Genomic DNA, 20296 nt, shown 5'->3' with positions numbered 1-20296 from the left:
GGGCGCCGGGCCCCGGCCGGTCCTCACTGCTTGCTGGTCCCGGTCGGGCGGATGACGTACACCACCCGGTGCTCCGCGTCGGCGGGCGGGCCGTCGAATTCGAGGGCGTAGCGATCGGCGAGCCGCAGGAAGAAGGCGCCCTCGGGGTCCGGGTCGATGCGCTCGACGGCGCCACGGATCTCCAGGTAGCGGTAAGGCTGCTCGGGGTCGTTGATGGACACCGAGACGACCGGATGACTGGTGACGTTGCGGTACTTGTACCGGGTCGTGGTGTTGGTGAAGTACAGGTAGTCACCGTCCCAGCTGAACCACATGGGGTTCACCTGCGGGGTGCCGTCCGGCCTGATGGTGGCCAGGTGCGCGAAGAGGGGGCGCTCCAACAGGTCGCGGTGGCTTTCGGGGATGATCGACATCGTGTTTCTCCGGTGGGGACGTCAGTCGGCTTCGGGTGGAGGTCAGAGCGCGTCGGCGCGAGCCTCGGGGATGTCGGCGGACTTGAGCAGCGGGGCGAAGAGCTCTTCGAGCCGCCGCCGTACGCGCCAGGACTCGCGCGCGGGGCAGGCCAGGTCGGCGATCCCGTCCGGGCGGACCAGGGCGATCCGGGTAGTGTCCGGGCCGTTGGGCGACGCGGGCCGTTCGGGCGTCCACGGCCGCAGCGTACCGGTCCGGGTCTGCATCACCTGGACCTCGACCGTCTCGGCGCACTGGTCACGCACCCAGGCGGCCAGTTGGGCGGACCGGCCGCCGGGCGTTCCGTCGCCGTGCAGCAGGAGTGTGTACCGGAGGTCGGAGAGAGCCGAGCGCAGCGGCATCCGCCGAGAGCTCGCGATGTCCCAGATCTGCCTCCGGGGGACGAGGCCGCCCTCGGTGAATCCTCCGGAGCCCGGCCACGGCCGTCCCGCGGGCAGGGCGAGGCGCCTGCGCCGGGAACCGGGCTGCGTGTAGACGGTCCGCTGCCCGGCCAGCCAGGGCAGGTAGTCGAGGTGGAAGAGCCGCAGCGCGGAGGCGACGCGGAGCGCGTTGTCGCGCAGGGCCACCTGGTGCGGTTTGTTCAGCAGCCAGATCCTGGTCTGGATGTCCGCCTGCTTGATGGCGGCCCGGGCGGTCTGTGCGCGCTCGCTCTCGAAGCTGTCCAGCAGCGTCGCGTCACTGCGGCCGTGCCAGCACAGGGCCAGTTTCCACGCCAGGTTGTGCGCGTCGGCCATGCCGATGTTCAGCCCCTGGCCGCCGGCCGGACTGTGGATGTGCGCGGCGTCGCCCAGCAGGAAGACCCTTCCCTCGCGGGTGCGGTCCGCGTGCCGGGAGTGCACCGCGAACACGCTGATCCAATCCGGGTCGCGCAGCTCGATGCCTCCGGGGCCTCGCTCGTCGACCAGGTTCTGGACGACCGCCAGGTCCACCTCGTCGCGCCTCAGGCCGGGCGGCGCCGAGGTGAAGACCCGAAAGCGGCCGGAGGGCAGGCCACACGTCACCAGGATGCCGCGCGGTGAACAGAAGTAGTGGGTGACGTCCGGCTCCAGCGGTCCGTCGAGCTCGATGTCGGCCACCACGAAGGACAGTTCGTGCGTGGCGCCCTCGAAGTCGATGTCCAGGTGCTCCCGGACGCGGCTGCGCGCGCCGTCGGCGCCCACCACCCAGGAGAACTCCTCCGTCCGCTCCGTTCCGTCGGAGCCGCGCAGCACCGCCTTGACCGTCGGCCCGTCCTGCTGGAACCCGACCAGTTCAGTGCCCCACTCGACCTGTCCGCCGGCCTCGGTCAGGGCGTCCCGGAGCATGGACTCGACGTCCGGCTGCGGCAGGCAGACCGGTTGCACGTCCGTGTCACGGAAGCGCAGGTCGGCGATCACCCGGCCGTCGGAGTAGTACCGCATGGCCCGTTGCGGCAGGACGCGCCGCCGTATCTCCTCCTCTGCTCCCATCCTGCGCAGCAGTTCCAGGGTGCGGGGCCAGACGCCGAGTGCCTTCGTCGACGTGCTCGGGCCTTCGGCACGGTCCACGCAGCGCACCGGCACGCCGCGCCGGGTCAGTTCCACGGCGGCGGTGAGGCCGGACGGGCCGGCGCCGACCACCAGGACGGGACGCTGGTCTTGAGTCGTCATACGCGGGTTGTCTCCTGGGCGGGGGCGTCCTCGGCGACCGGAGCGGCGGTGGGCGTCTCCTTGCGGTCGCTCAGCATCAGGTAGACGACGACGGTGGCGACGGCGCAGACCGCGGCCAGCAGCCACAGGACGGAGTGCATGGCCCCGGTGTAGCTGTCCGCGAGGAAGTCGCCGAAGCGGTCGCGCAGTCCGGGTTCGACGCTCCGGCCGGCGCCCGCCAGGTCGCCGCTGGCGACACGGTTGGCCACGTCGGCCGCGTCGGCGGACGGCAGTCCGTAGTCGCGCAGGCCGTCGGCCACCCGGCTCTGCAGGAGGGAGACCAGGACGGTGCTCATCACCGTGATGGCGACCGCTTCGCCGGCGAGCCGCATGGTGTTGAACATGCCCGCGGCCATGCCGGCGCGTTCCGGAGCGACCGAGGTGATCGCCACGCCGTCGATCAGACCTGCCGAGAAGCCCATCCCGACACCGATCAGCAGGAGCGGACCGGCCAGCTCCAGCGCGGAGATGCCCGGGTGCAGCACGGTGAGCCAGGCGCCGCCGAGCGCCACCAGGAGGAGGCTGAGGCTGAGGACGACGCGGGTCGACATGCCCAGCTTCACCAGCCGGCTGACACCGAGCGGCACCACCAGCACCGGCAGGGTGAGCAGCATCATGGTTGCGCCGGCGGCGTCCGCGGACGCCCCGTTGGCTCCGCTGAACCACGAGGGCAGCAGCACCAGCAGGCAGACGAAGCCGAAGGCGATGGCCACGGGGAGCAGGCAGACGGCCAGGAAACGGGACTGCCGGAAGAGCGCCAGGTCGAACATGGGATGTGTCTGGCGGCTCTCGGCGACGATGAACAGGGCGATCAGCAGCGACGCACCGGTAAACAGGCCGATCACCTCGGCGCTGGCCCAGCCGATCTGCGGTCCCTGGACCACAGCCAGCATCAGGAGGAAGAGGCTGCTGGTGAAGGTGACGGTGCCCCACCAGTCGATCCTGGCGCCCTCCCTGTTGCGGGACTCCGGGATCGAGGGGAGCGCCAGCAGGGCCAGGGCGGCCACGAGGGCGTGCGCGAAGAACACCCACCGCCAGCCCAGCCCGCCGACTAGGAGACCGGACACGGAGGGACCGAGGGCCAGGCCGGCGCCCGCCGAGGAGCCGAGGATCGCGAAGGCCCGGCCGAGCGCGGCTCCTTCGAAGGTGGTGGCCAGGAGCGCGCTGCCGCTGGTCATCACGGCGGCGGCGCCGAGGCCGGCCAAGCCGCGCATCACGTCGAGCAGCAGCACGTTGCCGGCCAGGCCGCTGGCCACCGAGGCGAGGACGAACACGCTCGTTCCGACGGCGAACAGCCTGCGGCGGCCGACGATGTCGGCGAGCGAGCCGCAGGCGAGCATGAAGGAGGCGAACGCGAGGTTGTAGGCGTTGACCACCCACTGCAGCGGGACGATGCCGGCGTGCAGGCTGGACGCGATGTCGGGCAGGGCCACCGAACTGCCGGTCAGCGAGGCGGGCAGGATCAGGACGGCCACGCACACCGCGGCGAGGACGATCGAGGGCCGTGCCGTGGCGCGGCCCGAGGTCACTGTGCTCATGTGAGCTGCAATCCCTCCATGGACGACTTACAGAGAGTTCCCTCGACGAGGCAGGACACTAGTTTATATCAGCACTCTGTCATTCGCGCGAGCATTACCTTGAACGAGCAGGCTGAGCTGCTTCGGCATCCGGTGTCGGCGAGAGCGCCGTCGTCGGCCGCGCGCGGGAGCGCCCAGGCCGGGCGGGAACGTGCGGGACGGGCGGTCAGACGGGGATGCGCTCGGTGCCGGGTACGAGCGCGTTGGACAGCACTCGCCACCCGTGCTCGGCCGCCATCCCGGCGAGCACGGGGTGGTCGCCGACGACGGTGGGCCGGCCCACCAGACGGAGCATGTCGAGATCGCTCGGGTCGTCGGCGTAGGCGAAGCACTCCCCCGCGACCGCGCCCTGCGCCGCGAGGACGTCGCGCACCGCGGCCCCCTTGGCCGGGCCGAACATCGCCCGCGCGATCCGCCCCGTCATCAGCCCGGCCTCGTCCACCTCGGGCTCGGTGCACAGCACCAGGTCGATGCCCAAGTCCTCGGCCATCGGCTGCAGGCTCGCGGCCCACGCGCCGGACACCGCCACGGTGAGGTGGCCCTGGCGCTGGTGGTGGCGCAGCTCGCGCAGCGTGGCCTCGACGAACGGGACTCCCCGGCCGCGCAGCTGCGCGTACCAGTCGCGGCCCTGGCTCAGCAGCTCGTCCCACCGGACGCCGACGACGGCGCGGTAGAACATCGCGCTCACCTCCGCAGGTTCGCCGCCCTGGGCGGCGAACCTGCGGAGGGGATCGGCCGCGGCCCGGTACGCCGAGCCGTCCAGGTCGCCCTGCTGGCGCAGCCGGTGGCGCAGCATCGCGAACGGGCTCTTCATCGCGACCAGCGTCTCGTCTATGTCGAAGAAGGCCACCACCGGAGCGGAGGATGACGTCAGGCCGCCCACATCAGCCCCCCGTTGACCTCCAGCACGTGCCCGTTCACGTAGGAGCTGTCCGACGCTGCGAGGAACACAGCGGCCGCCCCGACCTCCTCCGGCCGTCCCAGCCGTCCGGAGAGCAGCCGCTTGCGGTAGCTCGCCCAGATACGGTCGTCCGCGGCGACCTGCTTGCCCATGCCCTCGTCGATGTAGCCGGGTGACAGGCAGTTGACCGTGATGCCCTTGGGGGCCAGTTCGAGAGCCGACGCCCGGGTGAACATCTCCACGGCGGCCTTGCTGGCGCTGTAGGCGGCCGCGCCGGCCACGGCACGGCTGGCCACGCAGGACGAGAGGTTGATGATCCGGCCGCCGCCCTGTTCCTGCATCGGGCGGATGGCCGCGCGGGTGCAGAGGAAGACCCCGTTGAGGTTGGTGGCGACGGTGGTGTTCCAGTCCGCCGTCGAAAGCCGGCTGATCGTGCCGTCGCGGCTGACTCCGGCATTGTTGACCAGCACGTCGATCCGGCCGAAGGCGGCCAGTCCCGCCTCCATCAGCTCCGCCACGGAGTCCTCGTCCGTGACGTCGGTGCGCTGGTAGCGGACTCGGCCCGGATGGCGGTCGATGAGTTCCTTCACGTCGTACGGGTTGCGGGCGGCGCAGACGACGTTCGCGCCTTCGGCGAGGAAGCTCTCCGCGATGGTGCGGCCGAGGCCCCGCGTGCCGCCCGTGACGATGGCGGACATTCCGTCGAGTCTCATGAGTTGCCCTTCCGTCCTCAGTACCAGGTCATGAGGGTGGCGGCGGCGGTCATCCCACCGCCGATGGAGGCCAGCAGGACACGCTCGCCGCGTTCCAGGGGGCGGGCGTGGTGGGTGTGGTGCAGCGTCAGCGGTACGGAGGCGGCCGCGGTGTTGCCCAGGTTCGGCGCCGTGAGGGCGACCTTGTCCGGGTCGATGCCGGCCTCGGCCGCGAAGGACTCCAGCAGGCGGGTGTTGGCCTGGTGGAGGACGACGCGGTCCACGTCCTCGATCTGGGCGCCGCATTCCGCGAGGGTCTGACCGACCACCTTGTGCAGGGTGGTCATTGCGTACTCCCGGACCGCCCTGCCGTCCATCCGGAAGAGGTGCTCGCCCGCCGACCGGGCCCGTTCGTCCAGCGGGGTCCGGCTGCCGCCGGCCGCGACCTTCACGTAGTCGTGCAGTTCGCCGTTGGCCAGCAGGGTGCTGGCGTGGATTCCGTAACTCTCCGGCACCGGACCGAGCACGACCGCGCCCGCACCGTCGCCGAAGAGGCTGACGGTCTTGCGGTCACCGCGGTCCATGAGCCGTGAGAAGACGTCCGCCCCGACCACCAGGGCGTGCTGCCCGGGCTGTCCGTCGAGCAGCGCCTTGGCGAGGGTGAGCGCGTAGAGGAAGCCGCTGCACACCGCGTTGACGTCGAAGGCGGGCAGGGCCGGCAGGCCGAGGCCCGCCTGCACGATCGCCGCCGTCGAAGGCTGTGGGTGGTCGGGGGTGCAGGTGGCGACGATCAGGGCGGCGAGCCGTTCCCTGGCCTCCGGGCCGGCCTCGCTGAGCGCCACGCGCGCGGCGGGCAGCGCCAGGTCGGATGTCGCCTCGCCGGCCGCGGCGTAACGCCGCTCCAGGATGCCGGTCCGTTCGGCGACCCATTGCTCGGTGACGTTCGCCCAGGCAGCGATCTCTCGGTTGGTCACGACGCGTTCGGGAAGGTGAGCGCCGACGGATATCACGCCGATTGCCATTGATCAGCCTCTTGTTCCTGATAACAGACGGATTGTCATATGCCCATGCCGAGTCCGCCGCTGACCGGCAGCACCACGCCGGTCAGATAGCCGGCCTCGGCACTCGCCAGGAAGCGGACGGCAGCGGCCACTTCCTCGACCCTGCCGGGCCGTCCCAGCGGCGTCCGGCTCAGGAACTGCTCGCGCCGGGCGACGCTCAGGCCGCGTGTCATGTCGGTGTCGATCAGGCCCGGAGCCACCACGTTGACGGTGATGCCGCGCGGCCCCAGCTCCCAGGCCAGCGAGCGGGCCATGCCGACCAGGCCGGCTTTGGCGGCCGCGTAGTTCGTCTGGCCCGGAGAGCCGGTGAAGGCGGCCGACGAGGAGACCAGGACGAGCCGCCCCCAGCGCTCGGCGAGCATGCCCCGGGACGCGTACTTGGCCAGCCGGATGACCGCGCGGAGGTTGGTGTCCAGCACCTCGTCCACGTCGTGGTCGGCCATCGACAGCAGGAGCGCGTCCCGGGTGATGCCGGCGTTGGCCACCAGCACCTCCACCGGCCCCTGCTCGGCGGCCACATTGTCGAACAGCCGCGCCACCGCGTCGGGATCGGTGATGTCGCAGGCCACCCCGTACAGGCCGGGCGGGGGCTCGGTGCTGTGGTGGGTGACCGCCACCCGGTCGCCCTGCGCGGCCAGGTCCCGGGCGATGGCGAGACCGATGCCCCGGTTGCCTCCGGTCACCAGGACGGAGCGGCCGGTCTCCGTCATGCCGCCGTCACCACCACGGCGGCGTTCTGCCCGCCGAATCCGAAGGAGTTCGACATCGCCGCGCCGATCGTCGCCGTGCGCGGCGCCCCGGCGACCACGTCGATCTCCACCTGGGAATCGACGCTCTCCAGGTTCGCGGTCGGCGGTACAGAGCCTTCCTCGACCGCCAGTACCGTGTACGCGGCCTCGACCGCTCCGGCGGCGCCGATCAGGTGGCCGATCACTCCCTTGGTCGAGGTGACCAGGGGATGGTCACCGATGACCCGGCGGATGACGGCCGCCTCGGTGACGTCGTTCTTCGGGGTCGACGTGCCGTGCGCGTTGACGTGAGCCACCTCCGCCGGGTCGAGGCAGGCGTCGGCCAGCGCCGCTCGCATCGCCCGCTCCGCACCGTCACCCGTCGGGTGGGGGGCGGAGGCGTGGAAGCCGTCGGCCGAGGCTCCGAAGCCGCTGATCCTGGCGCGGACCCTGGCCCCTCTGGCGCGCGCGTCGGCGACCCTTTCGAGCACCAGGACGCCGGCGCCCTCACCGGCGACGAAGCCGTCCCGGTTCGCGTCGAACGGGCGGGACGCGGCCGCCGGGTCCTCGGCACGCCGGGAGAGCGCGCCCATCTTGTGCAGGCTGGCCATGCCGGTGCGGGTGAGCGCCGCCTCGGAACCGCCGGCCAGCACCACGTCGCAGAGTCCGGCCTCCAGCAGCATCCGGCCGAGACCGATGGCGGTGGTACCGGAGGCGCAGGCGGTCGACACCACTTGGTTCGGTCCCAGCGCCTGGCAGTCCATGGCGATGTGACCGGCCGTCATGTTGACCGGCGCCGTCACCATGAGCTGTGGTGAGACCACCGTGGGCCCGCTTCGCAGGTAGGTCTCGTGCTCGCGCTCGAAGCTGGCGGAACCGCCGAACGAGGTGCCGATCACCACGGCGACCCGTGCGCCGTCCCACGCCTGGGGGTCGAGACCGGCATCCGACACGGCCAGCCGTGCGGCGGTCACGCCGAGCTGGCTGACCCGGTCCATCCGCAGCGCCGCGCGGCGGCCGAGCTCCGCCGCCGCGTCGAAGTCGTCGACCCGGCAGGAGAAGTCGACGGCCATGCCCTCCAGTTCGGGGCTCTTGCTCGCGGTGGACCGGCCGTCCCAGATCTGGGCCACGTTGGCCTTCACCCCGATTCCGGCCGGCGTGACGAGCCCCAGGCCGGTGACGGCCACGTCGAACCGGCGACGGCGTCCGGCGGTCACGAAGCCGCCTTGAGCTGGCTGTCGAGGGTGCCGAGGACCGCGCCGACAGTGCGCTCGGGGGCGAGCTGGAGTTCGTCGAGCACCACACCGAACTCCTTCTCCACGGCGACGCTGAGTTCGACGATGAGGAGCGAGTCGAGGTCGAGGGATTCGAGGGTGGTGTCCCCGGTGAGCGTCTCGGTCTCCAAGCCGATCTTCGCGCTGAGCAGGGAGTAGAAGCGGTCCTGGATGTTGCTCATGTCGGTTCTCCTGTCCATGGGCTGCCCGGGCGGTTCGACGCCCGGGAGGTCTCTTCGGTCCGGCCGAGTGGGATGTCGCGGCTGGTTCAGGCGGCGGTGTCCGTGCGGCTGACCACGGCCGCGGTGAAGGTGAACCCGCCACCGCCGTTCAGTACGACGGCGTACTGCCCGGGCTCCAGCCAGTCGCTGCTCGCCAGGTCGGCGAGCGAGGCGTTCAGGTCGCCGGCTCCCAGGTGGCCGGTGGCACGCCCGAGGTCCAGCAGTGGCGCCGAGACGGACTCCGCCAGTGGCGGTACGTACGCCTCCGCCATCGCCTTGGTGCCCAGGCGCGGCAGCACGGCGTGGCGCAGTCGTGGATCGTCCGGGGCGAGGCCGCAGGACGCGAGCGCCTCGCCGACCGCTCCCCGGATGCGGTCGTGCGCGAGCTTGGTGAAGTGGTCGACGCCGAAGGTCCGGACGAAGTGACGCTTGGGACGCCGCACGTCGATCATCGGGCCGTGCCCGAGCGGGTCCGCGTTCAGCTCGTCCTCTCCACGGTGCATGACTTCCAGCTCGGACGCCACGGTGGTCGCCAGGGCGTGCAGGGTGAGGTCCGAGGGAAGCCCGTCGCCTCGGTGCACCAGCACCGCCGTCCCCGCGTCGCCCGCGGCCATGCCGTAGTCGGTGCGCCAGCGGTGCCAGCTCGGCATCAGGAACCGATCCCCAGTGGTCACCAGGGCCGGCCCGGCCTGCGGGTCGCCCTGCAGCCGGGAGACGGCCAGCTCGATTCCGATGGCTCCTCCGTTGCACTGCTGCAGCAGTCCGATCGGCACCGCGTTGTGCGCGGTGAGCCGGTCCGCGATGTAGTGGGGCGCCGACCAGGCGTCGTGCCCTTGGTGGTGCACGCTCGCGTGCAGCACCATCGACAGCGTCGCCGCCGGGCAGCCGCCCCGCTCCAGCACCTGGTGCCCGGCGGCTACGGCCATGTCCGGCGGCGCGGTGTCCGCGCTGACCGGCAGCGCCGTGTATCCCAGATCGGCCGCGTTGCGTCGGTCCACGTCTCCGGCGGCCAGCGCCTCCTCGACGGTCTGCCGCTCCGGTGGATACCAGGCGGCGCACACGAGCCCGTACGTGCCGCTCAGCAGCATCAACGACCGCCAGAGGAAGCGGCCGGCGAAACGGAAGCAGCCGACGGTGCGAGGACTGTGACCTCGCAGTCGCAGGCGGTCGCTCCGTCCTGCTCGAACAGCACGGCCACGGAGCGGCTGCTCCCGCCATGCTCCACACGCGCGGACACCCCCGTCGGGCTGTCCAGTTCGACGAAGCGTCCGAACCGGGCCCTCAGTGCGCCCACCCGCCACGGCCCGGTCCCCTGACCGGCCTCCTCCGTCTCCGACGCGACCGCCAACAGGGCGGCCTGGCGGGCGGCTTCCAGCAGCGCGGTCGCCGGGACGTGGTCGAGCGGGTGGTCGTAGAACACCGGATGTGCGACCGGTACGTCGAGGTCCGCGACGGTCCGCCCGCCGGCGCGACGCACCGTCGAGAGGACGACGTTCTCCTCCAGCCCCCGTCCCACCTCACGGCCCTCCGCGGGCGTGCCGCCCAGGCGCGGCGGCATGGCGTCGGAGAGCGGTGCCACCGAGCTGCGGCGTCGGGTCCGGAAGCTCTCGTAACCGGAACGGGACGGATACCCGGTGATCACCGTGCTGGTCGCCACCCGGCGCCCGGCGAGGTACAGCTCACTCACCAGCGTCGCGCCGAGCAGAGCCTCTCCGCGCTGCTTCAGGTCTTGAGCCTCGATGACCATCGTCAGCTCGTCGGGGGCGTGCCCGGGCCACGGGACCGGCGACTCGTCGTCGAGGGCGATGCTCCACTCCGCGATGAGGAACGCCGTGTCGGTCGGGACGCCGAGATGGCGGTGGGCCACCAGGGTTCCGGCCTGCCGCGAGCACTCGAGGAGCAGCATCGGGTCGATGGACGCCGAGGGACTCGGGTCGTCGTTGAAGTAGCGGTGGGCGGCTGGCAGCCGCGCCGCGACGGCGAATCGGCTGTCGCCCAGCGCGACGTGATCGGTGACGAAGACCTCGTCGGCCGCGTGACGGTGCACCAACGACCGCTCCAACGGTCCGTCGAACCGCAGCTGCCGCTCACCGTTGACCTCGGTCATCGACCTGCTCCCTCCACCTCGGTCGCACTGTGGTGCCCGCGCGGAGCTCCGGTGTGCCGGCGCAGCCCCGTGCCGATACCGAAATCCGGACGTCGAGCCACGTCATGTGTCATCACCGTCATCCGCGGGCACCCCTTCCCGTGGGAGACCGGTGGCTTCCGCACCGCTCTCGCTGTCTCGTCGTGATGTGCCGCGTGCCTTCAACTCCGCGGCCGACTGAGCGAGAAGCTAGCCGCGGCGTCTTTCGTGCTGCTGTCGGAGCGTGTAAGCGACCGCTGCGGATGGCCGTTGATGCTGGTCAGGCGGTTGTTCGGGCGGAGTCTTGCCGTACAGGTCTGGCCGCTGGAGGATGCGCGAAGCCGTACTCGACCGGTGCCCGGACCGCCGCCAGCGCCTTGTTGGAGAGGTTCTGTCCCCCAATCAGGGACTTGTTGCGGGCCGCCTTGTAGCCGGTGATCACCGCCGTGTCGGCATCCGGGATGCTGTCGTCGAGGCCGACGAAGCCTAGGCCGGCGAGCGCGCCGAGGCCGGCCGCGCGCAGATGGGCGCTCAGGCTGTCGTGGCGGCAGGCGGTGATCTCCGAGGTGTGTCCGGGGCGGGCCGCGCTCACCCAGACCAGGCGGCCCTTACCTCCGGCCCCATCCCGCCTGCCGCGACCGCGGCGCCCGGACTACGTCTTCGACGTCAGTCGAACCTCCTTCGACGTCTTCACTCAACACGAGACCCGAGATTTGCGATCACAACGGCTTGCCGCCTCGTGCTGACATGTCAGCACGAGGGCAGGATCGAGGAGGATCGAGCCAGACTCAGGAGGACGCAGACGGGCGTATTTGCCGGGCTCCCACGAATCTCCGCAGGTCAGCAAGGTAACGATTTCGGGTTCGAATCCCGTTGGGGGCACGCACCACCACCGTGTGCGAGACTTGCTCTCGCACAATGCATCACCTCTGGTCCTGTGGAGCAGTTTGGAGTGCTCGCCACCCTGTCAAGGTGGAGGCCGCGGGTTCAAATCCCGTCAGGACCGCTGCGACTCATCGAGTCGCACGGCTGGGTAGCTCAGTTGGTACGAGCGTCCGCCTGAAAAGCGGAAGGTCGCCGGTTCGACCCCGGCCCCAGCCACCGCAGCCCTAGCAGGGCAGAAGCCCGCGTCGAGATCATCGGCGGGGGCTTTCCTCATGTCGGCTGGCCAACCGGTACGCCGACGGGTCGGATCGGTCCCTCATGCCTCATCCCTCATCCCTCACAGGAGCCAACCGACGCCGTCCTGGGGCACCCCCTCGGCACCCGCGCAGCCCTGCCCCGCGCCTGGAGCGGGACCACTGCCTGGAGCAGGACCGGAACCGGGGGCAGGGCATGGGCATGGGCGGTGACGGGAGCGCTGAGTGTGCCGCTCCCGGGGCGGGGCGCGGTCAGGCCCGGTCCCGCCCCCGCAGCCCGCGTACCGCGAGGACGATCGCCGCGGCCGCCACGACCAGGGCGAGCAGTACCCAGTCGGGGACCGCGCGCCCCGCGGAGGAGGCCCACTGCTCCACGGCGAAGGAGTCGTCGACCGACAGCAGTCCCGGGAGGGCCGTCGTGCCGTCGAAGACGAGGAAGACGGCGCCGAGGACGATGAAGAACAGCCCGGACAGGGCCGAGGTGGAGTGCAGCTCGAAACGGCCGCCGACGCGCAGGGGGCGCCCCCGCAGCCATCGGCGGCGGGACAGGTCGTGGCGTTCCCAGAGCAGGGCCAGGACGAACAGCGGCACCGCCATGCCCAGGGCGTAGACGGCGAGGAGGAGCCCCCCGTACGCGGGGCTCCCGCTCAGGGCCGCCACCGTGAGGACGCTGCCGAGGATCGGGCCCGCGCAGAAGCCCGCGAGCCCGTAGACGGCGCCGAGGGCGTAGACCGAGAGCGCGGTCGTGGGGCGGATCCGCCCGCCGGCCTCGGCGAGGCGCCGGGGGGCGAACCCGAGGCCTGCCAGCTGGGCCACTCCGAGCGCGATGATCAGCCAGCCGCCCACCGCGACCAGGAGGTCGCGGTGGCCGTAGAAGAGGCGTCCGGCGAACGAACCCGCGGCACCCAGCGGGACCAGGGTCGTCGCCAGGCCCGCGTAGAAGACGCAGGTACGCGCGACGAGCCGGGACGTGGTGTCGATCGAGTACGCGAAGAAGGCCGGCAGCAGCAGGGCGCTGCAGGGGCTGAGCAGGGCGAGCAGGCCACCCAGGAAGGCGGCCAGGTATCCGATGTCGCTCACTCGCCGCCCGCCGTCCCCGGCACCGGGGTTCCGGGAGCGGTCGCGCCGGGAGCCGGGGTGCCCGGAGCCGTCGCGCCGGGGGCCGGGGGCGTCGGCGCCGACTTCGGTCCCGCCGGCTCCGTGGTCACGGCCCTGCGCGCCGCCTCGATCGCGTCGACGAAGGTCCCCGCCGGTTGGGCGCCCGCGATCGGACGGCCGTTGACCACGAACGACGGCGTGGACGTGGCGCCCAGCCCGTACCCCTCCTCCTGGTCCCTCGCCACGGCCTGACGCGCCTCCTCGCTGTCCGCGTCGCGGGTGAAACGCGCCAGGTCCTTCACCCCGGCTGCGGCGGCGAGTTCCCTGAGCTGCTGCTCGCCGAAGCCCTTCTCCTTGGCGCCGTCGGCGTACGCGGCCTTGTGGAACTGCCAGAACCGGTCCTGCCGCCCGGCGGCCCAGGCGGCCCGGGCGGCGGCCTCCGACTCCTCGCCGAAGATCGGGAAGTTGCGCCATTCGATGCGCAGGACGCCCTTCTCCACGTACTTCCGGATCAGTTCCGGCTCGGTGTCGCGGGCGAACTTGCCGCAGTAGCCGCACTTGAAGTCGGCGTACTCGACCATCACCACGGGCGCGTCGGCGCGGCCCAGCGCCAGCGGGTCGGCGGCGTCGCGCCGGGCGAGCTTCTCCAGCTCCGGGTAGACGCCGGCGTCGGGCTCGGCGGAGACGTCGGCGACGGACCGCCCGCCGGTCGCGGAGTCGTCGGGCTTGGTGGCCGTGTACGAGACGAAGCCGAGCAGCACCGCAGCGGCGGCGACGGCGGCGCCGTACCCGAACGGCTTGAGGGAGCGGGCTGGACGGGTGCCGCTGCGGGCGGGGGTGCGGGACGCGGGCATGGCGGTGTTCTCTCTCCGGGTGGCGCAGGGTTGCGGGCAGGACGGGGCGGTGCCGCGGCCTACACGCGCAGGACGGAGAGGTCTATCGGGCCGGGTGCAGCGAGCGCGGGCGGGGCGCGCTCCGGCGCGAGGTCCAGGAGGGCATCGCCGGCCGCCGGGCAGCCGGCCCCGCCATGGGCGGTGGTCGGCAGGGCGGGCAGAAGTTCGTGCGCGGCGGACCCGCGCGGCGGCGTGGCGGGGCTCAGCCCGCCGTCACCGGAGCCTTCGCCGCAGCCGGGAGCCCGTTGCTCGCCGGCCGGGGCCGCGCCCGGCTCCGCCACGGCGGCGGGCGGAGCGACCGCACCGTTCGGGGACACAGCAGCCTGCGGGGCCACGGCGGCGGGCCCAGCCACGGCGGGCCGAGGCCGACCGGCCCCGGCCGTGCCGCCGGTGTCCGCGGCCGTACTCGTCCCCACGCAGAGAAGTGCCCCCACCAGCACGGCCGGGAGCGCCGCCACGGCCGCGAGGGCGCGGTGCCAACGGCTGCTGGGGCTGGGCATGGACGGGGGCTCCTGGAGTCGACGTGCCCGTAATCGTACGGGCCGGCCGCTCCCCGGGCCGGTACGCCGTGCCCCGCACCGGCCGTCCGGCGCCCCGCCCGTATCCGCGCGACCCCGTACGGGCGGTCGCGCCGGGCCGCGCCGGGGCGCGGCCGAGGGCCGCTGCGCCCGGGCCGTTCCTCCGCCCGCCCCACCCGTCACCGCGGCCAGGGCACCCACCGACGGCACCGCCCCCCTCGGCCGGACCCGCCCCGCACCGGCCGCTCCCCGGGCCCGTCGCCCGCGCCCCGCGACCACCACCCACCGACCGCCGTTCTCGGACGCCGCCGCGGAGGACGGCACCCGCCTACGGCAGACGCCACCCGCGAGAGCGACGGGCCGTTCCTCCGCCCGCCCGCCGCACCCGTCACCGGTCGCCGCAGCCGGCCGTTGACCCCGCGCCCGGAACACCGGAAATGGGTTCGCCAGTCCGCTCGCACGGGTGCGATCCTGGATCCCGTATGTCTACTTCCTTCGCCGATCTCCAGAAGCAGCTGTCCGAGATCTCGCTGCGCGACGCGCACCGGCTCGGGCGGCGCCTCGAGGGCACCCGCCGCATCCGCAAACCCGAGGCCCGGCAGGCCGTGCTCGACGAGATCGCGGCCGAGGCAGGCAAGGCCGCCGCGCGGACCGCCGCGCGCGCGGCACGGGTGCCCGGGGTCACGTATCCCGAACAGCTCCCGGTCAGCCAGAAGAAGGACGAGATCCTCCAGGCCATACGGGACCACCAGGTCGTGATCGTCGCGGGAGAGACCGGCTCCGGCAAGACGACGCAGATCCCCAAGATCTGTCTCGAGCTCGGCCGCGGCGTACGCGGCATGATCGGGCACACCCAGCCGCGCCGGATCGCCGCGCGGACGGTCGCCGAGCGCGTGGCCGAGGAGTTGCGCACCCCGCTCGGCGAGGCGGTGGGCTGGAAGGTCCGGTTCACCGACCAGGTGAACCAGGACGCGACCTTCGTCAAGCTCATGACGGACGGCATCCTGCTCGCGGAGATCCAGACGGACCGCGAGCTTCGCGCCTACGACACGATCATCATCGACGAGGCCCACGAGCGGTCGCTCAACATCGACTTCCTGCTCGGCTATCTGGCCCAGCTGCTGCCGAGGCGCCCCGACCTCAAGGTCGTGATCACCTCCGCGACCATCGACCCCGAGCGGTTCTCCCGGCACTTCGGGAACGCGCCGATCGTCGAGGTCTCCGGCCGGACCTACCCCGTCGAGGTCCGCTACCGCCCCCTCCTGGAAGAGGAGAGCGACGAGTCCGACCGCGACCAGATCACCGCGATCTGCGACGCGGTCGACGAACTCCAGAAGGAAGGGCCGGGCGACATCCTGGTCTTCCTCTCCGGCGAGCGGGAGATCCGCGACACCGCGGACGCGCTGAACAAGAAGAACCTCCGCCACACCGAGGTCCTCCCCCTCTACGCCCGGCTCTCGCACGCCGAGCAGCACCGCGTCTTCCAGCCGCACTCGGGCCGCCGCATCGTCCTCGCGACGAACGTGGCCGAGACGTCCCTGACGGTGCCGGGCATCAAGTACGTCATCGACCCGGGCACCGCCCGCATCTCGCGCTACAGCCACCGCACCAAGGTCCAGCGCCTGCCCATCGAGGCGGTCAGCCAGGCCAGCGCCAACCAGCGCAAAGGCCGCTGTGGCCGTACCTCGGACGGCATCTGCATCCGGCTCTACAGCGAGGACGACTTCCTGTCCCGGCCGGAGTTCACCGACGCCGAGATCCTCCGCACGAACCTGGCGTCCGTCATCCTCCAGATGACCGCGGCCGGCCTCGGCGACATCGAGCGGTTCCCCTTCATCGACCCGCCGGACCACCGCAACATCCGCGACGGCGTGCAGCTCCTCCAGGAGCTGGGCGCCCTCGACCTGGCGCAGAAGTCCCCCCAGGAGGGGAAGAAGGTGCAGCGGCTGACGCCGACGGGCCGCAAGCTCGCCCAGCTGCCCGTCGACCCGCGCCTCGCCCGGATGGTGATCGAGGCCGAGAAGAACGGCTGCCTGCGCGAGGTCATGGTCATCGCGGCCGCGCTCTCCATCCAGGACCCGCGGGAGCGCCCCGCCGACAAGCAGGCCCAGGCGGACCAGCAGCACGCCCGCTTCAAGGACGAGACGAGCGACTTCCTCGCCTTCCTCAACCTCTGGCGCTACGTCCGCGAGCAGCAGAAGGAACGCGGTTCGTCCAGCTTCCGCCGGATGTGCAAGCAGGAGTACCTGAACTTCCTGCGCATCCGCGAGTGGCAGGACATCTACGCGCAGCTGCGCACGGTGGCCAAGCAGATGGGGCTCCACTTCGAGGAACCCGCGGCGGACGCCGGCGCGCCCGAGCAGTCCGTGCACGTCTCGCTCCTCGCCGGCCTCCTGTCCCACATCGGGATGAAGGACGTGAAGGACGGCGCGAAGAACGAGTACCTGGGCGCCCGCAACGCCAAGTTCGCCGTCTTCCCCGGCTCGGCGCTGTTCAGGAAGCCGCCGCGCTTCGTGATGTCCGCCGAGCTGGTCGAGACGTCCCGGCTGTGGGCGCGGGTCAACGCGAAGATCGAACCCGAGTGGATCGAGCCGCTCGCGGAGCATCTGGTGAAGCGCACCTACAGCGAGCCGCACTGGGAGAAGGACCAGGCGGCGGTGATGGCGTACGAGAAGGTCACCCTGTACGGCGTGCCGATCGTCGCCCAGCGCAAGGTGAACTACGGGCGCATCGACCCCGGGGTCAGCCGTGATCTCTTCATCCGCAACGCCCTGGTCGAGGGTGACTGGCGTACGCACCACAAGTTCTTCGCGGACAACCGCAGGCTCCTCACCGAGGTGGAGGAGCTGGAGCACCGGGCCCGTCGCCGCGACATCCTCGTCGACGACGAGACCCTGTTCGACTTCTACGACCAGCGGGTGCCGGAGCACGTGGTGTCCGGGGCCCACTTCGACTCGTGGTGGAAGCACAAGCGCCGTGAGCAGCCCGAGCTGCTCGACTTCGAGCGCGAGATGCTCATCAACGAGAAGGCCGGGGCGGTCACCAAGGACGACTACCCGGACTCGTGGCGTCAGGGGCGGCTGAAGTTCCGCGTCACGTACCAGTTCGAGCCGGGCGCGGACGCCGACGGCGTGACCGTGCACATCCCGCTCCAGGTGCTCAACCAGGTCACGGACGAGGGCTTCGACTGGCAGATCCCGGGTCTGCGCAACGAGGTCGTGACGGAGCTGATCCGCTCCCTGCCGAAGCCGATCCGCCGGAACTACGTGCCGGCGCCGGACTTCGCGAAGGCGTTCCTGGAGAGGGCCGTCCCGCTGCAGGAGCCGCTGCCGATCACGCTGGCACGGGAGCTCCAGCGCATGGTCGGGGTGCCGGTCTCGGCGGACGACTTCGACCTGGCCAGGGTTCCGGACCATCTGAAGGTCACCTTCCGGATCGTTGACGAGCGGCGCCGCAAGCTGGCCGAGGACAAGGACCTGGAGGCACTGCGCCTGCGGCTGAAGCCGAAGGCCCGCAAGGCGCTCTCGGAGGCCGCCGCGGCCACGGCCGGCCGGTCCGGCGGCGACGCCGTCGAGCGGACGGGGCTGAAGTCCTGGACGATCGGCACCCTGACGCGGGTCTTCGAGACCCGCCGCGCGGGCCAGCCGGTCAAGGCCTACCCGGCGCTGGTCGACGACGGCGATTCGGTCTCGGTACGCCTCTTCGACACCGAGGCCGAGCAGGCGGAGGCCATGTGGCGGGGCACCCGTCGGCTGATCATGCTGAACATCCCGGTGAACCCCGCGAAGTTCGCCTCCGACCGGATGTCCAACCAGCAGAAGCTGGCCCTGTCCGCCAACCCGCACGGCTCGGTCCAGGCGCTCTTCGACGACTGCGCGACGGCCGCCGCGGACAAGCTGATCGCGGACCACGGCGGACCGGCATGGGACGAGGAATCGTTCCGGAAGCTCTACGACAAGGTCCGCGCCGACCTCGTGGACGCGACCGTGCGGACCGTCGACCGGGTGGGGCAGGTCCTGGCCGCCTGGCAGGCCTGTGAGCGCCGCCTCAAGAGCACGACCAGCCCGGCGCTCGCCGGCAACGTCAAGGACGTGCGCGAGCAGCTGGCGTGGCTCGTGCCGGCGGGCTTCGTGACGCGGACGGGCCTGCGCCGGCTCCCCGACCTGATGCGCTACCTGGTCGCGGTGGACCGCCGGCTGCAGCAGATGCCGACCTCCGTCCAGCGCGACACGACGCGCATGGAGAAGGTCCACGAGATGCAGGACGAGTACGCCTGGCTGCTGGAGCAGCTGCCCAAGGGCCGGCCGGTGCCGCAGGAGGTCCGGGACATCCGCTGGATGATCGAGGAGCTGCGGGTGAGCTACTTCGCCCACGCGCTGGGCACCGCGTACCCCGTCTCCGACAAGCGCATCGTCAAGGCGATCGACGCGGCGGCACCGTGACGCGGCCGTTGCCTTGAGTGAGTTCGACCGGACCCTCTGACCTGCTGTACAGTCTCTCTCGCAGCCAACGAGCGATCGGGCTGCGAAGCCTGGTCCTGTGGAGCAGTTTGGAGTGCTCGCCACCCTGTCAAGGTGGAGGCCGCGGGTTCAAATCCCGTCAGGACCGCAGTGAACGGAAGGCCCGCACCAAGTGGTGCGGGCCTTCTGGCGTATTGACTGGGGCTTGCGCCGCCGGTACCCAGTCAGGACAGGGGTTGCGGGGCCCCCGATCCGCGGAGGTGGCGCGATGGCGGCATCCACAGCGAGACACGAGACCAGGGCGCTGCTGCGCGCCCATCTGGCGGCCGCCCTCGGCTATCGCCACCTCACCCGGCGGTGTCCGGTCTGCCATCGGCTGCTGCGTCTCGCCATGGACCCCTCGGAGGCCGTGCCGGAGGAGCCCGGTCCGCCGCCTTCCGCGTTCCTGGGGGGCCGTCAGGCTCCGGCACCCGCCCCGGCCGTGGAGCGCCCGGAAAGTCCGCGGAACGCCGTGCACCCGGCGGACAAGGCGGACCCGGCGGATACTGCCGGCGCGGCGGGCGCCGAGCGTGGCTCCGGCTCCGAGCGTGGCTCCGGCTCCGGCTCCGGCTCCGGCTCCGATTCCAGGGACCAAGGTCCCACCCGTGCATGACCAATGGCGCCTTGCCCCACCGTGGTCGGGCGGCAGACTCGTAGAGGGAGGGCGGGCCACGCGCGGCAAGACCTGCAGCGTGTGACGGGAGTCACCGAACGAGTTTGTGGGGTGAGCGACTTTACCCCCTCCCTACAAGCGAAAAATCAAATACGTGCAATTGCACCCCTGGCTGAGCAGCCCCGCACGACTCCCCAGGGGCTCCCTGGACCCCCTACGGGACGCACGCCGCACATCCGCCCGCCCCTCTCGCCGAACGGCCGCGCACCATCGCCCGAACGGCCCGGCGCACAAAAAAGATCGCGCTGGACCCGGCGGAGTCCAGCGCGATCGACGACGAAACCTGTTGGGGCAGGCGCCCGCCGTGTCGAGCTCTGTGCAGGGCTACCGGATTGGGGGTCCGGAGATGCCCTTGATCGGGGCGTCAGGCCTCGCTGCGCTGCTGCGGAATACCCGCCAGCAGTGCGCGGACCTCTGCCTCGCGGTACCGGCGGTGTCCACCGAGCGTACGGATGGACGTGAGCTTGCCTGCCTTGGCCCAGCGCGTGACCGTCTTCGGGTCCACGCGGAACATCGTGGCAACCTCAGCCGGGGTCAGCAGCGGCTCGGCATCAGGGGTGCGAGCGGTCATGAGCGGCCTCCTCGGGAGAACCGAACCTTCTCGGTTCTTTCCTCTAAATTCTGCACCTTGACCCGCGTTGCCCGAAATGGCGGACGCGGGCCGAGTCGGTTATAGGACGAACGGCTTGTCCTCGGCACTACAACTACACCATCTGTCCAGCCACGTCGGCCAAACCGATGGAATTGCCCTCTCAGGTG

At 71.6% G+C, this 20296-nt stretch carries 18 protein-coding genes and 3 tRNA genes; 5 read left to right on the top strand and 16 right to left on the bottom strand.

What is annotated here, in order from left to right; translation table 11 throughout:
- Window positions 1–23 precede the first annotated feature (23 nt).
- The 12 genes from QMZ92_RS21030 to QMZ92_RS20975 all read right to left on the bottom strand — a co-directional run bounded on the left by QMZ92_RS21030 (window position 24) and on the right by QMZ92_RS20975 (window position 11309).
- Complete coding sequence (locus QMZ92_RS21030) at window positions 24–413, bottom strand: PPOX class F420-dependent oxidoreductase (RefSeq protein ID WP_283298938.1); 390 nt, start codon at window positions 411–413, stop codon at window positions 24–26.
- A gap of 42 nt (window positions 414–455) precedes the next feature.
- Window positions 456–2099, bottom strand: coding sequence for an FAD-dependent monooxygenase (locus tag QMZ92_RS21025; RefSeq protein WP_283298937.1), 1644 nt, complete (start codon window positions 2097–2099; stop codon window positions 456–458).
- Complete coding sequence (locus QMZ92_RS21020) at window positions 2096–3676, bottom strand: MFS transporter (RefSeq protein WP_283298935.1); 1581 nt, start codon at window positions 3674–3676, stop codon at window positions 2096–2098. The genes QMZ92_RS21025 and QMZ92_RS21020 overlap by 4 nt, the downstream gene beginning before the upstream one ends.
- Before the next feature lie 205 nt (window positions 3677–3881).
- Window positions 3882–4565: an HAD family hydrolase gene (locus tag QMZ92_RS21015; protein WP_283298934.1), complete on the bottom strand. Its 684-nt coding sequence runs from the start codon at window positions 4563–4565 to the stop codon at window positions 3882–3884.
- Window positions 4566–4585: 20 nt separating this feature from the next.
- On the bottom strand, window positions 4586–5329 hold the full coding sequence (locus QMZ92_RS21010; RefSeq protein WP_283298933.1) for an SDR family NAD(P)-dependent oxidoreductase: 744 nt from the start codon (window positions 5327–5329) through the stop codon (window positions 4586–4588).
- A gap of 17 nt (window positions 5330–5346) precedes the next feature.
- Window positions 5347–6330 (bottom strand): 3-oxoacyl-ACP synthase III family protein, encoded by a 984-nt coding sequence (locus tag QMZ92_RS21005; RefSeq protein WP_283298932.1) that lies wholly within the window; start codon window positions 6328–6330, stop codon window positions 5347–5349.
- A 35-nt stretch (window positions 6331–6365) separates the two neighbouring features.
- Complete coding sequence (locus QMZ92_RS21000; protein WP_283298931.1) at window positions 6366–7079, bottom strand: SDR family oxidoreductase; 714 nt, start codon at window positions 7077–7079, stop codon at window positions 6366–6368.
- Window positions 7076–8314, bottom strand: coding sequence for a beta-ketoacyl-[acyl-carrier-protein] synthase family protein (locus QMZ92_RS20995; RefSeq protein WP_283298930.1), 1239 nt, complete (start codon window positions 8312–8314; stop codon window positions 7076–7078). Before QMZ92_RS20995 ends, QMZ92_RS21000 begins: the two co-directional genes overlap by 4 nt.
- On the bottom strand, window positions 8311–8553 hold the full coding sequence (locus QMZ92_RS20990; protein WP_283298929.1) for a phosphopantetheine-binding protein: 243 nt from the start codon (window positions 8551–8553) through the stop codon (window positions 8311–8313). The genes QMZ92_RS20995 and QMZ92_RS20990 overlap by 4 nt, the downstream gene beginning before the upstream one ends.
- An 86-nt stretch (window positions 8554–8639) precedes the next feature.
- Complete coding sequence (locus QMZ92_RS20985) at window positions 8640–9683, bottom strand: beta-ketoacyl-[acyl-carrier-protein] synthase family protein (RefSeq protein ID WP_283298927.1); 1044 nt, start codon at window positions 9681–9683, stop codon at window positions 8640–8642.
- Window positions 9680–10699 (bottom strand): ScbA/BarX family gamma-butyrolactone biosynthesis protein, encoded by a 1020-nt coding sequence (locus QMZ92_RS20980; protein ID WP_283298925.1) that lies wholly within the window; start codon window positions 10697–10699, stop codon window positions 9680–9682. The genes QMZ92_RS20985 and QMZ92_RS20980 overlap by 4 nt, the downstream gene beginning before the upstream one ends.
- Before the next feature lie 298 nt (window positions 10700–10997).
- Window positions 10998–11309 (bottom strand): hypothetical protein, encoded by a 312-nt coding sequence (locus QMZ92_RS20975; protein WP_283298924.1) that lies wholly within the window; start codon window positions 11307–11309, stop codon window positions 10998–11000.
- A 339-nt stretch (window positions 11310–11648) separates the two neighbouring features.
- On the opposite strand from QMZ92_RS20975, the gene QMZ92_RS20970 reads away from it, so the two are divergent.
- A tRNA-Asp gene (locus QMZ92_RS20970) sits at window positions 11649–11723 on the top strand.
- 21 nt (window positions 11724–11744) lie between these two features.
- Window positions 11745–11818, top strand: a tRNA-Phe gene (locus QMZ92_RS20965).
- A gap of 290 nt (window positions 11819–12108) precedes the next feature.
- On the opposite strand, the gene QMZ92_RS20960 is transcribed toward QMZ92_RS20965, so the two are convergent.
- The 3 genes from QMZ92_RS20960 to QMZ92_RS20950 are packed head-to-tail and all read right to left on the bottom strand — an operon-like array spanning window position 12109 to window position 14347.
- Window positions 12109–12936: a cytochrome c biogenesis CcdA family protein gene (locus QMZ92_RS20960; RefSeq protein WP_283298923.1), complete on the bottom strand. Its 828-nt coding sequence runs from the start codon at window positions 12934–12936 to the stop codon at window positions 12109–12111.
- A complete protein-coding gene (locus tag QMZ92_RS20955) occupies window positions 12933–13808 on the bottom strand; it encodes a DsbA family protein (RefSeq protein WP_283298922.1) in 876 nt (291 codons plus the stop codon). The genes QMZ92_RS20960 and QMZ92_RS20955 overlap by 4 nt, the downstream gene beginning before the upstream one ends.
- Window positions 13809–13867: 59 nt before the next feature.
- Complete coding sequence (locus QMZ92_RS20950) at window positions 13868–14347, bottom strand: hypothetical protein (RefSeq protein ID WP_283298921.1); 480 nt, start codon at window positions 14345–14347, stop codon at window positions 13868–13870.
- A 500-nt stretch (window positions 14348–14847) separates the two neighbouring features.
- Here QMZ92_RS20950 and hrpA point away from each other — a divergent pair, with 500 nt between their 5' ends.
- The 3 genes from hrpA (at window position 14848) to QMZ92_RS20935 (ending at window position 19477) form a co-directional block, all read left to right on the top strand.
- On the top strand, window positions 14848–18807 hold the full coding sequence (gene hrpA, locus QMZ92_RS20945; RefSeq protein WP_283298920.1) for an ATP-dependent RNA helicase HrpA: 3960 nt from the start codon (window positions 14848–14850) through the stop codon (window positions 18805–18807).
- 91 nt (window positions 18808–18898) lie between these two features.
- Window positions 18899–18973: transfer RNA gene (locus QMZ92_RS20940), tRNA-Asp, on the top strand.
- A gap of 120 nt (window positions 18974–19093) precedes the next feature.
- Entirely contained in the window at window positions 19094–19477 is a 384-nt protein-coding gene (locus tag QMZ92_RS20935; protein ID WP_283298919.1) for a DUF6274 family protein, read from the top strand.
- A gap of 424 nt (window positions 19478–19901) precedes the next feature.
- Here the strand turns inward: QMZ92_RS20935 and bldC are convergent, their stop codons facing one another.
- The gene (gene bldC / locus QMZ92_RS20930) at window positions 19902–20108 is read right to left on the bottom strand and encodes a developmental transcriptional regulator BldC (RefSeq protein ID WP_003949541.1); all 207 of its coding nucleotides are present in this window, start codon (window positions 20106–20108) and stop codon (window positions 19902–19904) included.
- Window positions 20109–20296: the final 188 nt, after the last annotated feature.

Source organism: Streptomyces sp. HNM0645 (genome assembly GCF_030056615.1).
Lineage (GTDB): Bacteria > Actinomycetota > Actinomycetes > Streptomycetales > Streptomycetaceae > Streptomyces > Streptomyces marianii.
The sequence above is the reverse complement of the archived record's forward strand: the minus strand, read 5'-3'. Positions and strand labels throughout refer to the sequence as shown.

Excerpts from the sequence above, each read along its gene's own strand:
- QMZ92_RS21030 (WP_283298938.1), bottom strand. The coding sequence starts at position 413 with ATGTCGATCATCCCCGAAAGCCACCGCGACCTGTTGGAGCGCCCCCTC.
- QMZ92_RS20990 (WP_283298929.1), bottom strand. The coding sequence starts at position 8,553 with ATGAGCAACATCCAGGACCGCTTCTACTCCCTGCTCAGCGCGAAGATC.
- QMZ92_RS21005 (WP_283298932.1), bottom strand. The coding sequence starts at position 6,330 with ATGGCAATCGGCGTGATATCCGTCGGCGCTCACCTTCCCGAACGCGTC.
- QMZ92_RS20955 (WP_283298922.1), bottom strand. The coding sequence starts at position 13,808 with ATGCCCGCGTCCCGCACCCCCGCCCGCAGCGGCACCCGTCCAGCCCGC.
- QMZ92_RS20935 (WP_283298919.1), top strand. The coding sequence starts at position 19,094 with ATGGCGGCATCCACAGCGAGACACGAGACCAGGGCGCTGCTGCGCGCC.
- QMZ92_RS21025 (WP_283298937.1), bottom strand. The coding sequence starts at position 2,099 with ATGACGACTCAAGACCAGCGTCCCGTCCTGGTGGTCGGCGCCGGCCCG.
- QMZ92_RS21000 (WP_283298931.1), bottom strand. The coding sequence starts at position 7,079 with ATGACGGAGACCGGCCGCTCCGTCCTGGTGACCGGAGGCAACCGGGGC.
- bldC (WP_003949541.1), bottom strand. The coding sequence starts at position 20,108 with ATGACCGCTCGCACCCCTGATGCCGAGCCGCTGCTGACCCCGGCTGAG.
- hrpA (WP_283298920.1), top strand. The coding sequence starts at position 14,848 with ATGTCTACTTCCTTCGCCGATCTCCAGAAGCAGCTGTCCGAGATCTCG.
- QMZ92_RS20980 (WP_283298925.1), bottom strand. The coding sequence starts at position 10,699 with ATGACCGAGGTCAACGGTGAGCGGCAGCTGCGGTTCGACGGACCGTTG.
- QMZ92_RS21020 (WP_283298935.1), bottom strand. The coding sequence starts at position 3,676 with ATGAGCACAGTGACCTCGGGCCGCGCCACGGCACGGCCCTCGATCGTC.
- QMZ92_RS20950 (WP_283298921.1), bottom strand. The coding sequence starts at position 14,347 with ATGCCCAGCCCCAGCAGCCGTTGGCACCGCGCCCTCGCGGCCGTGGCG.
- QMZ92_RS21010 (WP_283298933.1), bottom strand. The coding sequence starts at position 5,329 with ATGAGACTCGACGGAATGTCCGCCATCGTCACGGGCGGCACGCGGGGC.